Below are 14,783 nucleotides of genomic sequence, written 5' to 3'. Positions count from 1 at the left end.
CGTGCCTGTGGACGAAGCCGGGCGGAGATCGGCGCAGGCAGGGCACAGTCGCGTCATGACACAGCACAGCGGGGGATCCGCACCCGACAGCCCGCCCACCGACCCGGTCACACAGGTCTCGCTGCGCGGGCCCGCCGAACTCGCCGACGCCCTGCCCTATCTCCTCGGTTTCCATCCCGACGACTCCGTGGTGCTCGTCGCCGTACACGGGGAGGAGAGCCGTTTCGGCGGGCGTATCCGGCTCGGCATCCCGGCAGAAGCGGGGGAGTGGGAGGAGGTCGCCCGTCACCTCGCCCGCTGCCTGTCGGACGGCTCGCAGGTGCGCGGTGCACGGCCGGAGGGGGCCGTGCTCTACCTCTGCCGGGACCCGGCGGAGGGGGAGACGGCGCGCGCGGTCGCCGAGCGGCTCCGCCCGTTGGCGCAGGCGCTGCGCCGGGCGTGCGGCGAACGGGAGATGCCCGTCTACGAGGCGCTCTGTCTCTCCGGCGGCCGCTATTTCTCCTACTGCTGCCCCGATCCGGCGTGCTGCCCGCCGGAGGGGGCCTCGCTGGAGAGGGCGGGGACCTCGCCCATGGCCGCCGCGGCCGTGTATGCCGGAATCCGGGTACGCGGTTCGCTGAAGGACATGGAGGCGCGGATCGCACCGCTCGGACCGGTCCTCGCCGAGGCACAGGAACGCGCGCTGGACACGGCGGCGGCCGAACTCGTGCCCCGCATGTTCGCCGCCGAGGGCGCCACGGCCGTCCGGGCTCGGACGGTCGTGCTGGCGCGGCGGCTGATCGCCCGCTTCCGTGCCGCCGTGCCCGGGCCCGACGCGGTGGCCGCGGCGCAGGACGCCGCCGACGACGCGCTCCTCAGGCCGGAGGAGGCCGCCACCCTCATTCTGGGGCTCCAGGACCGGGGCACGCGGGACCAGGCTGCGGAGTGGATGGAGGGCAGGGACGCCCAGCCCGCCCTGCGACTGTGGCGTGCGCTGGCCCGGCGCTGCACCGGCCCGTACGCCGAGCACGCCCCTGCGCCGCTCACTCTGGCGGGCTGGGTCGCCTGGTCGACGGGGGACCAGCCGGCTGCCCGCGTGGCGTTCGTGCGGGCGTTGGAGACCGATCCCGACTACGTCTTCGCCCAGTTGTTGCACCGTGCCTGCAACGACGGCCTCGATCCGGAGCCGTTGCGGCGCTGCATGCGTGAGGAGCGGGCCGCGCGGCGACGCCGGAGCCATCGCGGGCGGAAGGGAGGACCGGCGAGGCGCGGGGGCCGGAGAGCCCGTGCCGACCGGAAGGTCCGTGCCGGGAGCAGGGCCCGCGCGGAGCGGAGCGCCGGTCACCGATGAGGTCGGCAAGCGCCCTTTTTATCGTCAGGCAGACGACTATGATCATGCCATGCCCTATGACCCGTCGGCCTTCCCGCCGTTCGCCGTCACCGTCGACCTGGTCGTGCTCACCGTCCGCAGGCACGCGCTCTGCGCACTGGCGGTACGGCGTGGCGAGCCGCCCTTCCAGGGGCGGTGGGCGTTGCCGGGCGGGTTCGTCCGGGCGGACGAGGACCTGGCCGGCGCGGCGGCCCGCGAGCTCAACGAGGAGACGGGGCTGCGGGCCCAGGACCCCGGCGACCACACGGCCGAGGCCCATCTGGAACAGCTCGCCACCTACGGCGACCCCGACCGAGACCCGCGTATGCGGGTGGTCAGCGTGGCGCACCTGGTCCTCGCCCCCGACCTTCCGTCGCCGACACCGGGCGGCGATGCCGACAGCGTCCGCTGGGCTCCCGTCGAGAGCCTTCTCCAGCCTTCCGGCACGGAGGAGGACCCGCCCGAACCGCTCGCGTTCGACCACGGGCGCATTCTCGCGGACGGCGTGGAGCGGGCCAGGTCCAAGATCGAGTACAGCTCTCTCGCCACCGCCTTCTGCCCGCCGGAGTTCACCGTGGGCGAGCTGCGCCGCGTGTACGAGGCGGTCTGGGGCGTGGTGCTCGACCCGAGGAACTTCCACCGCAAGGTCACCGGCACACCGGGCTTCCTGGTGCCCACCGGCGGCACGACCTCGAGGCAGGGGGGCCGCCCCGCCCAGCTCTTCCGGGCCGGCGGCGCCACGCTCCTCAACCCGCCGATGCTGCGACCGGACGTCTGAGCCACACCCGTCGCGTCATTCCCGGCAAAACGGGCATTTCATCGCTATCTTGCAGGGGTGCGTCCCCCATGTGCCCTGCGGGAGCAGCGATGATTCAGGCGATCGGACTGACCAGCGTTCCCCGCCGCGGCCGGCGCCCGGCGGTCGACGACGTGACCTTCGAGGCGCCTGCCGGCCGGGTGACGGCTCTTCTGGGCCCGTGTGGCGCGGGCAAGTCGACGGCACTGCGGCTCCTTCTCCAACTCGAGCCGGGCCGCGGCGTGGCGCTGTTCGACGGGCGGCCCCTCCACCGGCTGGAGCATCCGGGGCAGGAGGTGGGTGTCCTGCTGGGAGACGTGCCGGGCCACCCGGGGCGCACCGCCCGCAACCACCTGCGGATGCTCGCCGCTGCGGCGGGCGTCCCCGCGGAGCGGGCCGACGAGATGCTCGAGATCGTCGGGCTCGGGGTCCTTGCCGAGGAGCGGGTCGGTGCCTTCTCCCTGGGCATGGACCGTCGCCTGGGCATGGCCGCCGCGATGCTGGGCGACCCCCACACCCTGGTACTCGACGAGCCGGCGCAAGGGCTGTCCCCTCGCGAAGCCGGCTGGCTCCACGGACTGCTGCGCGGATACGCGGCCCAGGGTGGCGCCGTGCTCGTCACCCTCCGCGACCCCAGGGAGGCGGTCCGCGTCGCCGACCGGGTCGTCAGCATCGAGGAGGGACGGCTGCTCGCCGACCAGGAGGCGGAGGACTTCGCCCGTACGCGGCTCCGCCCCAGGGTCGCCGTGTCCACGCCGCACGCCGGACGCCTCGCCGATCTGCTCGTCCAGCAGGCCCGGAGCGCCCCGCGTACCGGCGCCGACGGGCGCGAGCGCGACGAGATGGAGGTGGTGGCCGAGTCCGGCACCCGCCTCTGCGTCTACAACAGCGACTGCGCCTCGGTCGGCGAGACCGCCTACCGTCACGGCATCCTCGTGCACCGCCTCGCCGAGGAGAGCGGTGACGACGGCGCCTCCGTGGTGACGGCCCGCGCTGAACGGGCCGCGCCCGGATCACGCACGGCCCAGGTCGTCGCGGAACGTGCGGCCCTCGCTCCACCGCGGCAGCGCACGGCCGCGCCCCGGCGGAGCGACGCACCCCGACTGCACAGCATCGCCCCGCCCGGCCCGGCTTCACCCCTGCGCTACGAGGTCCGCCGCATGCTGAGCGTCCGCACCCCCTGGTGCGTGCTCGGCTGCGTGCTGGCCGTCGCACTGACCGCCGGCCTCGGCCTCGCGTTGTCCGGTCCCGACCCCGACACCGACGAAGCGCTGCTGCGCCTCCTCGCCGGCTGGCCCGCGACCTTCCTGTTCCCGCTGCCGCCCGCCGCGGCCGGCGCGGGGCTGCTCGGAGCGCTCGCCTACGGCCAGGAGTGCCGCTATCCCTCGCTGGTCCCCGCCGGAGCGTCCGTGCCGCGCCGGCTCGGACTGCTGCTCGCCAAGGTCGCCGTGACCGCGGCCGGTTCGCTCGTGCTGTGCCTCGCCGTCCTCGCCGTGAACGGGGCGGCGCTGTTGCTCCTGTTCGGCGGCGAGGTGCTCGTCCCGTCGGACGGGCTGCGTGGCCTGCTCGCCGCCGTCGCCTGGTCCGTCGTGCTCGCCGTCGGCTGCGGCTGGGCGGGCCTGCTGGCGGCAGGAGCCGCCCGGTCCACCGCCGTCGGGCTGGCCGCGGTGCTGGCCGTGCCCCTGCTGGTGGTGCCGATGGCGAAGCGCATGTTCCCCGGCGGCGACGGCCCGGTGCTCGACGGCCTGGCCGGGCGGCTGGAGAGCGCGCTGCTGTCTCCGTGGCCCTCCGGAGTCGACGGCTGGGTTCCGGTCGCGGTCAGGCTGGTCTCCCAACCGGTCGGCCAGGCCCTCGCGATGTCGTTGACCGTGCTGTTGGCCGCCTACCTGCTGCTCGGCCTCCGTGGCCGGACGTCGTGACCCCGCGCGAGGGTCCTCGGGGGGACCGCTCGTCCCGGTCAGGCGATCGAACGCGACACTGGTAAGCCTCTTTCTTTCCGATAAGGCGTCAATTGTGCGGAAGTCAGCGATCACCCTTTCGTGTGCTTTTCACCAAAGCCCTCAAGGCGGCCTGTGACCAGGCCGACAAAGGGTTCGTGACTACCCTTGCGCACACCTCGATGACCTCCGCCCGCTCCGCCGGCTCCGGCCTCGCCGGCCCGGGAGAGCTGGACCGCTACGCCTACGCCGAATCCTCCGGAGCGGCGCGCACCACCAACGCCCCCGCCTGGGAGGGGGCCGAGGCCGACATGGGCCGCCTGGGCCGCCGGTCGTCCGGCAACCGCGGCCGTGGACTGCACGGCCAGCTCGTGCAGCAGCTCGGCCAGATGATCGTCTCCGGGGACCTGGGCGCCGACCGTCCGCTGGTCCCGGAGGAGATCGGCCAGCGGTTCGAGGTCTCCCGCACCGTCGTCCGCGAATCGCTCCGGGTCCTGGAGGCGAAGGGCCTCGTCAGTGCCCGTCCGAACGTCGGCACCCGGGTCCGTCCGGTCAGCGACTGGAACCTGCTCGACCCGGACATCATCGAATGGCGGGCGTTCGGCCCGCAGCGGGAGGACCAGCGCCGCGAACTGTGCGAACTCCGCGCCTCGATCGAGCCGCTGGCCGCCCGCCTCGCCGCCGCCCGCAACCGCGACGAGGTGCAGCAGCGCGTCGCCGACATGGTCGGCATCATGGGACAGGCCCTGACCCAGGGAGACTCGCTCACCTTCTCCCGCGCCGACGCCGAGTTCCACGGCCTGCTCCTGCAGTCTGCGGGGAACCGCATGCTGGAACACCTGGCCGGCATCGTGTCCTCCGCGCTCCAGGTCTCCGGCGGCCCCTCCACCGGCTGCGTTCGCCCGAGCGAGGCAGCCGTGGCCCAGCACCAGCAGATCGCCGACGCGCTGGCGGCAGGGGACGAGGGCGCGGCCGAGTCCGGGATGCGCGGCCTCTTCTGCGGTCAGGCGGACGCCGTCGCCCAGCAGGCCCCGGGCGCCGACCACGTCGTGCCCGCGCCCCGCGAGCACTGAGACGGCGAGCGGTCCGTTCCGCTGTGCGGCAGCGCCGCCGGGCTCCCCGGCGGCGCTGCCGCACGTGACGGCGCTGCCGGGAGCCGGACCGGAGCGCGCGCGGAGACGGCGTTCCGCACCCGGCCCGGTTCGCCCGGTCCCCGTCGCTTGGGCCGGGTACACGGTGTGACTCGGGCCACGCACGGCGTGCGTAACGCTTCCCGCCGTCGCGCGATGACTCAAGAGGTGGCAGCCGAAGAGGGAGCTGATCCGCGCCTCCGCGCTCTCCCTTCCCGGCTCTGCCCGCGCCGTCGGTGCATCCCGCCGGCGGTCCGCCGTTTCCATCGTTCCGAGAGGTTGTTCGTGTCGGCCAGCACATCCCGTACGCTCCCCGCGGAGATCGCCGAGTCCGAGTCCGTGTTGGCGCTCATCGAGCGGGGAAAGGCCGAGGGGCAGATCGCCGGCGATGACGTCCGTCGGGCCTTCGAGGCTGACCAGATCCCGCCGACCCAGTGGAAGAACGTCCTGCGAAGCCTCAACCAGATTCTGGACGAGGAGGGTGTGACGCTCATGGTGAGTGCCGCCGAGGCGCCCAAGCGCACCCGTAAGAGCGTGGCGGCGAAGGCCCCGGCCAAGAAGACCGCCACCACGTCGGTCCGCGCCAAGACCGCCGCTCCGAAGAAGGCCACGAAGTCCGCAGCGAAGAAGACCGCCGCCGAGGCCCCCGCCCCGCCGGAGACCGCCGCCGCGGACGACGCCGTCGAGGCGCCTCCGGCGAAGAAGGCGGTGGCGAAGAAGACGGCCGCGAAGAAGACGGCCGCCAAGAAGGCTCCAGCCAAGAAGGCGGCCGCCAAGAAGGGCGCGGCGAAGAAGTCGGTCGTCGACGAACTGCTCGAGGCGCCGGACGCCGAGGCGGAGGAGCCCGGCGCGAAGCCGGCCAAGAGCGCTCCGCAGGACGGGCCCGCCGTCGAGACCAAGAACGAGAACGAGGGCTTCGTCCTCTCCGACGAGGACGAGGACGACGCGCCCGCGCAGCAGGTCGCCGCGGCCGGCGCCACCGCCGACCCCGTCAAGGACTACCTGAAGCAGATCGGCAAGGTGCCGCTGCTCAACGCCGAGCAGGAGGTCGAGCTCGCCAAGCGCATCGAGGCGGGTCTCTTCGGCGAGGACAAGCTGGCGTCCGAGGAGAAGATCGCCCCGAAGCTCAAGCGCGAGCTGGAGATCATCGCCGAGGACGGCCGCCGGGCGAAGAACCACCTGCTGGAGGCCAACCTCCGTCTCGTCGTCTCGCTCGCCAAGCGCTACACGGGCCGCGGCATGCTCTTCCTGGACCTGATCCAGGAGGGCAACCTCGGTCTGATCCGTGCGGTCGAGAAGTTCGACTACACCAAGGGCTACAAGTTCTCGACCTACGCGACGTGGTGGATCCGTCAGGCCATCACCCGCGCCATGGCCGACCAGGCCCGCACCATCCGCATCCCGGTGCACATGGTCGAGGTCATCAACAAGCTGGCCCGCGTGCAGCGTCAGATGCTCCAGGACCTGGGCCGCGAGCCCACCCCGGAGGAGCTGGCCAAGGAGCTCGACATGACCCCGGAGAAGGTCGTCGAGGTCCAGAAGTACGGGCGCGAGCCGATCTCGCTCCACACCCCGCTCGGTGAGGACGGCGACAGCGAGTTCGGTGACCTCATCGAGGACTCCGAGGCCGTCGTCCCCGCGGACGCGGTCAGCTTCACCCTTCTGCAGGAACAGCTTCACTCCGTCCTGGACACCCTCAGCGAGCGCGAGGCCGGCGTCGTCTCGATGCGCTTCGGCCTCACCGACGGCCAGCCCAAGACGCTGGACGAGATCGGCAAGGTCTACGGGGTCACCCGCGAGCGCATCCGTCAGATCGAGTCCAAGACGATGTCCAAGCTGCGGCACCCCTCCCGTTCGCAGGTCCTGCGGGACTACCTGGACTGACCCTCGCAGCGAGAAGCGCCTCCGACGTGCACTGATGCGGGTTCGGGGGCGCTTTCGCTGTGGTCCCCGCCCTCCTCCCTCTCGCGGGGGCGCATCACCTCGCCCGAGGGCGGAGGCGAACCCTCGTGACCGGGTGGTGGCCCTGCTCACCCCGCCGCAGTCGCCCGCTCCTCACGCCTCGTCAACTCACCCTGTGACGCTACGACCAGGATCGGCACCGGCGTCCTCCCGGGCAGGCGGAAGCAGCGTCTCCGACGGCTTCCCGGAGGCTGGGCCTGAAGGCACCGCTGGGCAGGGTCGTTTCGGAGGCTCTCCACGTCGCGGCCGAGGATCTGACGGGTTACGCGACCAGAGGGCCGGCGAAGCCCTGATCGGCCCAGACCTTCAGGCACCCGAACGGCGGAGGCGGGTTCACGGCAGGGGGCGGCGAGCGCCGTCACGGTCCTGGGCGTTCTCCGCAGCCACGTGGACCGCCGGGAGCGGGCCGAGGGCATCGGCGACGAGGGACCGCCGGCGGCCACCACGGTGAGGCTGGAGCAGCGCAGGACGTCACGAGTACGGCGCTGATATCCGGCCGGGGCCCTGACCAGGCCACATCGGCGCGCAGCACAGGGCCTCAGCAGGTCGTGCCGGGCGTCTACCCGGCCTGACGGGGGGCCGCACGGCGGACCGGGGACGACCGACGGGCCGGCGTTCCCCCGAACGGGGTCTTCGGGCCGTGCCCGTTGCTCCGGATGCGGAGGGTGTTCCGGGGGTCGACCCTGGGTGGTCACGACGCCACCGACCTGGGGAGGCCGCGTGCGAGACCGCCTGCTCCGCCCGCTCATATGCCCGCTTCTGCTGCTGGCCTGCACCGCGCCCGCCGTCCCTGCGCAGCTCCGGGAGGCCGGGAACCCGCGTGACCACGCATCCGCCGCCCCTGCGGTCACCGACACGGTCGCCGGGGAGACGGCGGACGCGAAGAATCCCGCCGCGGTCCGGGACGGGGACGTCGTGGGCGGCCGGGACGTGCGCGTGGCCGAGCACTCCTGGACGGTCGCCCTGGCCAGCCGGGAGCGCTTCGGGGACACCCGCTCCGGCCAGTTCTGCGGAGGCGCGCTGGTGGGCCCGCGTACGGTGCTGACCGCCGCGCACTGCCTGAGCACCGAGGTGCTGGGCGTGGACCGGCGGCAGGTCACGGACCTGCGGGTGATATCGGGACGGGACGACCTCACGGCCGGGGCGGGACGGGAGACGCCGGTGTCCGACGTCTGGGTGAATCCCGGGCACGACCTGCGCACCAACGCGGGCGACGTGGCGATGCTGACCCTGGCCGAACCTCTCTCGGGCGCGCGCCCGATCGAGCCGGCCGCAGCGGGGGACGAGGCCTACCGGCCCGGCACCGAGGCCACCGTGTACGGCTGGGGCGACGTGCGCGGGGACGGCAGCTTCGCGGACACGCTGCACGCGGCCCGGGTGCGCCTCCTGCCCGACGGCGCCTGCGCCGAGGCCTATCCGGGCAGTGTGTCGGGCACCTACCAGGCCGGCTCCATGCTGTGTGCCGGACTGCCCGCCGGCGGTCCGGACGCCTGTCAGGGCGACAGTGGAGGGCCTCTGGTGGCCGACGGCCGGCTGGTGGGGCTGGTCTCCTGGGGCACCGGCTGCGGCGAGCGGGGCCTGCCCGGCGTCTACACCCGGATCTCCGCGATGCTCCCCCTGCTCCCCGCACCCGCCCCGGAGAATCACTCCTGACCGGCAGACCGGCGCAGAACCCCTGTGGAGGCCCGCAGGACCTCCTGCGAGTGCGAGGGCCCGCACACGACCGACGGGCGGCTTCCCGGTGCTACCGGGAAGCCGCCCGTGGTGTCCGGCCCTGTGGCCGGTCCGAGCTCGTCCGACGCTGTGGTACGCCGGGGTCCGGCGTGTCCCGCGCCTGAGGCGGGACGTCAGCGCTCGTCTTCGCCTGCGGTGGCCGGAGTCGCGGTGAGCTTCTCCGTCTCGTCCTGTATCTCCGCGGCGATCTTCTTCAGTTCCGGCTCGAACTTGCGGCCGTGGTGCGCGCAGAACAGCAGCTCTCCGCCACTGAGGAGCACGACGCGCAGGTAGGCCTGCGCGTTGCAGCGGTCGCAGCGATCGGCTGCCGTCAGCGGGGTCGCGGGGGTCAGAACAGTAGTCACGTCGCCTCTTCTCTAGCTCGACGAGCTGTCGTACCAGGGTCAACATCCAACCAGCCCGAAAACGTTCCCGCTCCGGACTTTTCCAGGAGGATTTCTCCCTCCGTGACGGCCGGAATGCTGCCGGTTGGCGGCGAATGAGCCGTGGTGCGTCGGTTGCCGGTGGTGCTCGGTTCGTGATGCAGGGTGTCGAAGGTGTGGGGTCGGTGTCGGTCGTGGTCACGATCCGGTTCAACGGTTCGTGTCAGAGGACGTGCCCGGAGCCTAAACGGTTCATGCCTGGATGTGAACGTGATGTACGCGTCACCCGTCCGAGTTATCGAACGTGCATGCGACGCTGCGCTACCATGGGCGCCCTGCACAACGGCTCAACTGGGCCTCGGTACCCTCTCATCCGGCACCACCGCCACACGAGCAGAATTCAGCGAGGAGCGAACCGCGTGACCGCCGAGACCTCAGTGTCGTCTTCCACCGCCCTGCTGTCCGGAGCGGACCGGGACGGCGGGTCCAACTACACCGCGCGGCACCTGCTCGTCCTGGAGGGGCTCGAGGCGGTCCGCAAGCGCCCTGGCATGTACATCGGGTCGACCGACAGCCGCGGCCTGATGCACTGCCTCTGGGAGATCATCGACAACTCCGTCGACGAGGCGCTCGGCGGCCACTGCGACCACATCGACATCGTGCTCCACGACGACGGCTCGGTGGAGGTCCGGGACAACGGCCGCGGCATCCCGGTCGACGTCGAGCCGAAGACGGGGCTCTCCGGCGTCGAGGTCGTCATGACCAAGCTGCACGCCGGCGGCAAGTTCGGCGGCGGCTCGTACGCCGCCTCCGGCGGTCTGCACGGCGTCGGCGCCTCCGTGGTGAACGCGCTGTCCTCCCGGCTCGACGTCGAGGTGGACCGCGGCAGCCGCACCCACGCGATCAGCTTCCGCCGCGGCGTGCCCGGCATCTTCACCGAGTCCGGCCCGGACGCGCCGTTCGACCCCGCAACCGGGCTGCTGAAGAACAAGAAGATCCCCAAGACCCGTACGGGCACCCGCGTGCGGTACTGGGCCGACCGGCAGATCTTTCTCAAGGACGCCCGGCTCTCGCTGGAGACGCTGTACGCGCGCGCCCGCCAGACCGCCTTCCTGGTGCCGGGTCTCACGCTCGTGGTGCGCGACGAGCGCGGCCTGGACGGTGCGGAGGCCACCGAGGAGGTCTTCCGCTACGACGGCGGCATCAGCGAGTTCTGCGAGTACCTCGCGCAGGACCGCGCCGTCTGCGACGTGCTGCGGCTGCAGGGCCAGGGCACGTTCAAGGAGACGGTCCCCGTCCTCGACGACCGGGGCCACATGATCCCCACCGAGGTGCAGCGGGAACTCGCGGTCGACATCGCCCTGCGCTGGGGCACCGGTTACGACACCACCGTCAAGTCCTTCGTCAACATCATCGCCACGCCCAAGGGCGGCACCCACGTCACCGGCTTCGAGCGTTCGATCGCCCGCACCGTCAACGAGGCGCTGCGGTCGGCCAAGCTGCTGCGCGTGGCGGAGGACGACGTCGTCAAGGACGACGCCATGGAGGGCCTCACCGCCGTGGTGACCGTCCGGCTCGCGGAGCCGCAGTTCGAGGGGCAGACCAAGGAGGTGCTGGGCACCTCGGCGGCCTCACGGATCGTCGCGCAGGTGGTGGCGAAGGAGCTCAAGGCCTTCCTGACGTCGCACAAGCGGGACGCCAAGCAGCAGGCCCGGTCGGTGCTGGAGAAGGTCGTCGCGGCGGCCCGCACCCGGATCGCCGCCCGGCAGCACAAGGAGGCGCAGCGCCGGAAGACGGCGCTGGAGTCGTCCGCGCTGCCGGCCAAGCTGGCCGACTGCCGCAGCGACGACGTCGACCGCTCCGAACTGTTCATCGTCGAGGGCGACTCGGCGCTGGGCACCGCAAAGCTCGCGCGGAACTCGGAGTTCCAGGCCCTGCTGCCCATCCGCGGCAAGATCCTCAACGTGCAGAAGTCGTCCGTCTCCGACATGCTCAAGAACGCCGAGTGCGGGGCGATCATCCAGGTCATAGGAGCCGGGTCCGGCCGGACCTTCGACATCGACCAGGCCCGCTACGGCAAGGTGATCTTCCTTGCTGACGCAGACGTCGACGGCGCGCACATCCGCTGCCTGCTGCTGACCCTCTTCCAGCGGTACATGCGGCCGATGGTGGAGGACGGACGGGTCTTCTCGGCCGTGCCGCCGCTGCACCGCATCGAGCTGATCAACCCCAGGAAGGGGCAGGACAAGTACCTCTACACCTACTCCGACAACGAGCTGAGGCAGACCCTGCTCGACCTCGAGCGCCGGAACGTCCGCTACAAGGACAGCATCCAGCGGTACAAGGGCCTCGGAGAGATGGACGCCGACCAGCTCGCCGAGACCACCATGGACCCGCGGCACCGCACGCTGCGGCGCATCAACATCAGTGACCTGGAGGCGGCGGAGGAGGCGTTCAGCCTGCTGATGGGCAACGAGGTCGCGCCGCGCCGCGAGTTCATCACCACGTCGGCGGCCACGCTGGACCGCTCCCGCATCGACATCTGAGCGGCGAGCCGCCCGGGCCGTCGGGTCCGCGCCCGCCCGAGGCCCCCGGCCTCAGGCGGCACCGTCCGCGCCGCCCGCGGCCGCGCCCGCCCGGTCCGCGACGGTCGGGTCCGCGACGGCCGGGTCGGGCGCCAGCGCGTCCGGCAGCACCACGGTGAGCTCCGCGCCGCCGCCGGGCGCCTCGCCCACCCGCACGGTGCCGCCGTGCCGTTCCGCCAGTCGCTTCACCAGCGCCAGGCCGAGCCCTCGCCTGCCGTGCGCCGGCGGCGGTTTCGTCGACCAGCCCTCGGCGAACACCTGCTCCCGCCGCTCGGGCGGAATCCCGGGCCCGCTGTCGGTGACCCGCAGCCGGACGCCCGTGCCGCCGATGGGGAGCAGCTCCACGCCGACCTCCGCCCGTGCGGTGCCGGCCGCCGCGTCCAGCGCGTTGTCCACCAGGTTCCCCACCACGGTGACCATCTCCCGCGCGTCGACCAGACGGTCCGGGAGCAGCGTCCCGGACCGGACACGCAGCGCCACGTCGCGTTCGGCCGCCACGGTGGCCTTCCCCACCAGCAGCGCGGCCAGCTGCGGGTCGCGCACCTGACCGGTGATCTGCTCCGCCGTGGCCCGGTGCACGCCGACCACCTCGGACAGATAGGCGGCGGCCTCGTCGTACAGCTCCAGTTCCAGCAGGCCGAGCAGGACGTGCAGCCGGTTGGCGTGCTCGTGGTCCTGCGCGCGCAGGGCGTCCACCAGCACCCGCGAGCTGTCCAGCTCGCGGCCCAGCTGCTCCAGCTCGGTCCGGTCGCGCAGGGTGACGACCGCGCCGCCGTCGTCGGTCGGCATCCGGTTCGCCACCAGCACCCGGCCGCTCCGTACCGTGAGCAGGTCCCGTCCGGTGACGCGCCCGGTGAGCACGTCCGCCGTACGCCCGGGGCCGAGCGCCTCCTCCAGCGCCCGTCCCGCATCCCGCGGGGCGAGGTCGAGGAGCCGCTGGGCCTCGTCGTTGACCAGCCGGATGCGGCCCGCCCCGTCGAGCGCCACCACGCCCTCACGGATGCCGTGCAGCATGGCCTCGCGCTCGGCGAGCAGGGCGGAGATGTCGGAGAACGCCAGGTCGTGGGTCTGCCGCTGCAGACGGCGGGAGACCAGCAGCGCCGCGAGCACGCCGACGCCCAGGGCGCCCCCCGCGTAGGCGAGGAGCTCGGGGACGGCGCCGAGCAGCCGTTCGCGGACGCTGTCGTAGGCGATGCCGACCGACACCGCGCCGACGATCCGGCCCTCGTCGTCCCGCACCGGAACCTTGCCCCGCGCCGACCGTCCCAGCGTTCCCACGTCGATGTGCCGCACCTCGTGCCCGGCGAGTGCGCGGGCGGGGTCGGTGGAGACGTACCGTCCGATCCGCCGCACCTCCGGGTGGGACCAGCGGATGCCGCGGGTGTCCATGATCACCACGTAGCTGGCGCCGGTGGTGCGTCGCACCCGTTCGGCGCGTTCCTGCACCGGCCCGTCCGCGGACGGGCCGCCGGGGGAGCGCAGCTGCTCTGGCAGGCCCGGTTGCACGGCGGTGGACCGGGCGATGGCCAGGGCGCGCTGGGTGGCGCGGTCGTCGAACTCGGCACTCAGCGGGGCCAGGAAGAGACCGGTGACCAGGGCCGTCACCCCCGTGATGATCGCGAGCTGCATCACGAGGACCTGGGAGAAGACCCGCCGCGGCATGCCGACCCGCAGCGCGCGCGGCGACAGCCCGATCGGGACACGCGGCCGCACCGGTCCGATCCGCCGCCGCGAGGCCGTTCCGGACCGGTCCGGCGGGCCGTCGATCGTGGCCTGCCCGGCCTGCCCGGCCTGCCCGGCCTGCCCGGTCTCCTCGTCCGGCGTGGCCGTCACCGAGCCGGGCGCTCCGCTCCCTCGCCCGCGGCGCACGGTGCGCCCGTCGGCGCCGCCGCCACGGGCACGAGCGCCTCGACGTCCTCGACCCGCATCTGCGGCGGCAGCCCCAGCGCGGCGCCGCAACTGGGCGCCGTCTGCGGGGCGTCGTCGGCCACCGCGGCGATGTGCACCCGCCAGCGGCGCCCGTCCCGGTGCACCACGGTGACCGCCCACCGCTGTCCGCCGGAGCCCTCAGAGGCCTCCAGCACGTCCACCACGTCCAGCGCGTCCGCCTGCTGCTCGCCGGTGGCCTCCCGGACGGCCAGGTCGGCCGCCTGGCCGGGCCGGTCCCAGACCGAACGTCCTCGGCAGCCCTCGGTCACCACACGCCCCTCGCGCACCGCCTCCAGCACCGCCTTGACGGTGTGCGCGGCGGCGCGCCCATAGGCGTAGCCGTACGGCAGCACCAGCAGGGTGGGGGAGAAGCGGTGGCCGCCGATGTGCGTGATCTCCCAGACGTCGGCGTGCGCGGACGCGGCGAGTTCCGCGGCCAGCGGGCGGCCGAGCAGGGCGCAGCAGCGGTCCCGCTTGCCGTTGGTGCACACCAGCGCCAGCGGGTCGCCCCGGTGGTCGTGCCAGCCGGGGCCCGCGCCGGCGCGGATCCCGGCGCCGAGGGCGGCGAAGTCCATGTCCGGCAGGGACGTGACGGGGTCCACCCCGGCGGTCGCCTCGCGGGTGAGCACCCAGGAGGCGCCGGGTGCGGTGTGAGCGAGGTGGATGCGCCGGTCGTGGGGCTCGCCGCGGTCGGCGTGCGGTCCCGGTCGGCGGATGAGCGCGACGCGCACGCCGTGCGGCGCGGCCGCCCGGTCCAGGGCGGCGCCCAGCGCGGGATCGAGGTGGCTCTCCGTCAGGGCTTTGCAGCCCCAGGGGCCGGGCTGTTCGATCAGCAGCCAGGTGCGTGCGGTGGCGGCCGTGGCCGCCAGGGGCTCGCTCAGCACCCGGGACGCTGTGGCGCACGTTCTCACAGAGGCGAGCCTAACCGAACCTGTTCCAGGTCACTCCCCGGGCCGCGTCCCCACGGCCGGGCTGCGACCGACCGCAGTGGCTCGACTAC

Annotated in this window: 10 protein-coding genes; 7 read left to right on the top strand and 3 right to left on the bottom strand. The window is 73.2% G+C overall.

Annotated elements, in window-relative coordinates; all coding sequences use genetic code 11:
- Nucleotides 1–55 precede the first annotated feature (55 nt).
- From RM572_RS06310 to RM572_RS06285, 6 genes are all read left to right on the top strand, one after another.
- Nucleotides 56–1,330, top strand: coding sequence for a DUF4192 domain-containing protein (locus tag RM572_RS06310; protein ID WP_311672279.1), 1,275 nt, complete (start codon nucleotides 56–58; stop codon nucleotides 1,328–1,330).
- 49 nt (nucleotides 1,331–1,379) lie between these two features.
- Nucleotides 1,380–2,126, top strand: coding sequence for an NUDIX hydrolase (locus tag RM572_RS06305; RefSeq protein WP_311672278.1), 747 nt, complete (start codon nucleotides 1,380–1,382; stop codon nucleotides 2,124–2,126).
- Between the two features lie 89 nt (nucleotides 2,127–2,215).
- Nucleotides 2,216–4,063 carry an ABC transporter ATP-binding protein gene (locus RM572_RS06300; RefSeq protein WP_311672277.1) on the top strand — a complete coding sequence of 616 codons (1,848 nt, stop codon included), beginning with the start codon at nucleotides 2,216–2,218 and terminating at the stop codon, nucleotides 4,061–4,063.
- Nucleotides 4,064–4,185: 122 nt separating this feature from the next.
- Nucleotides 4,186–5,154, top strand: coding sequence for a FadR/GntR family transcriptional regulator (locus tag RM572_RS06295; protein WP_311672276.1), 969 nt, complete (start codon nucleotides 4,186–4,188; stop codon nucleotides 5,152–5,154).
- Nucleotides 5,155–5,496: 342 nt separating this feature from the next.
- On the top strand, nucleotides 5,497–7,095 hold the full coding sequence (locus tag RM572_RS06290) for an RNA polymerase sigma factor (RefSeq protein ID WP_311672275.1): 1,599 nt from the start codon (nucleotides 5,497–5,499) through the stop codon (nucleotides 7,093–7,095).
- Nucleotides 7,096–7,893: 798 nt separating this feature from the next.
- Nucleotides 7,894–8,826, top strand: coding sequence for a S1 family peptidase (locus RM572_RS06285; protein ID WP_311672274.1), 933 nt, complete (start codon nucleotides 7,894–7,896; stop codon nucleotides 8,824–8,826).
- 194 nt (nucleotides 8,827–9,020) lie between these two features.
- Here RM572_RS06285 and RM572_RS06280 read toward each other — a convergent pair whose 3' ends face one another.
- Nucleotides 9,021–9,251: a DUF7455 domain-containing protein gene (locus RM572_RS06280; protein WP_136182056.1), complete on the bottom strand. Its 231-nt coding sequence runs from the start codon at nucleotides 9,249–9,251 to the stop codon at nucleotides 9,021–9,023.
- A 437-nt stretch (nucleotides 9,252–9,688) separates the two neighbouring features.
- Between RM572_RS06280 and RM572_RS06275 the strand changes: the two genes are divergently transcribed.
- Nucleotides 9,689–11,815, top strand: coding sequence for a DNA gyrase/topoisomerase IV subunit B (locus RM572_RS06275; protein ID WP_027763149.1), 2,127 nt, complete (start codon nucleotides 9,689–9,691; stop codon nucleotides 11,813–11,815).
- Nucleotides 11,816–11,866: 51 nt separating this feature from the next.
- Here the strand turns inward: RM572_RS06275 and RM572_RS06270 are convergent, their stop codons facing one another.
- On the bottom strand, nucleotides 11,867–13,516 hold the full coding sequence (locus RM572_RS06270; RefSeq protein ID WP_311672309.1) for a sensor histidine kinase: 1,650 nt from the start codon (nucleotides 13,514–13,516) through the stop codon (nucleotides 11,867–11,869).
- A gap of 167 nt (nucleotides 13,517–13,683) precedes the next feature.
- Nucleotides 13,684–14,694, bottom strand: coding sequence for a sucrase ferredoxin (locus RM572_RS06265; RefSeq protein ID WP_311672273.1), 1,011 nt, complete (start codon nucleotides 14,692–14,694; stop codon nucleotides 13,684–13,686).
- Between the last annotated feature and the right edge of the window lie 89 nt (nucleotides 14,695–14,783).

This window comes from Streptomyces hazeniae (assembly GCF_031845485.1).
GTDB classification, from domain to species: Bacteria; Actinomycetota; Actinomycetes; order Streptomycetales; family Streptomycetaceae; genus Streptomyces; species Streptomyces hazeniae.
The sequence above is the reverse complement of the archived record's forward strand: the minus strand, read 5'-3'. Positions and strand labels throughout refer to the sequence as shown.

Bases quoted from the DNA above. Each gene is read 5' to 3' on its own strand.
- RM572_RS06305 (WP_311672278.1), top strand. From the start codon at position 1,380: ATGCCCTATGACCCGTCGGCCTTCCCGCCGTTCGCCGTCACCGTCGAC.
- RM572_RS06300 (WP_311672277.1), top strand. From the start codon at position 2,216: ATGATTCAGGCGATCGGACTGACCAGCGTTCCCCGCCGCGGCCGGCGC.
- RM572_RS06310 (WP_311672279.1), top strand. From the start codon at position 56: ATGACACAGCACAGCGGGGGATCCGCACCCGACAGCCCGCCCACCGAC.
- RM572_RS06270 (WP_311672309.1), bottom strand. From the start codon at position 13,516: ATGCCGCGGCGGGTCTTCTCCCAGGTCCTCGTGATGCAGCTCGCGATC.